The organism is Pseudoalteromonas sp. S3178 (assembly GCF_005886985.1).
In the GTDB taxonomy this organism is placed as follows: Bacteria; Pseudomonadota; Gammaproteobacteria; order Enterobacterales; family Alteromonadaceae; genus Pseudoalteromonas; species Pseudoalteromonas carrageenovora.
Genome location: NZ_PNCW01000663.1, coordinates 1 through 208, shown reverse-complemented (window position 1 = coordinate 208; position 208 = coordinate 1). Strand labels below are relative to the sequence as shown.

Sequence of the window (208 nt, the reverse complement as noted above, 5' to 3'; positions counted from 1 at the left end):
GCGGCTATATTCCGATGATCTCTGGTCGCGGCCTCGGTCATACTGGCGGTACGCTCGACAAACTGGAATCCATCCCTGGCTTCGACATTTTCCCGGATGACAACCGTTTCCGCGAAATTATTAAAGACGTCGGCGTGGCGATTATCGGTCAGACCAGTTCACTGGCTCCGGCTGATAAACGTTTCTACGCGACCCGTGATATTACCGC

General features: G+C 53.8%; 1 pseudogene. It reads left to right on the top strand.

The annotated features are described in order from the left end of the window. Nucleotides 1–208 (top strand): annotated as a pseudogene (locus tag CWC11_RS22670) (thymidine phosphorylase); the annotation flags it as partial.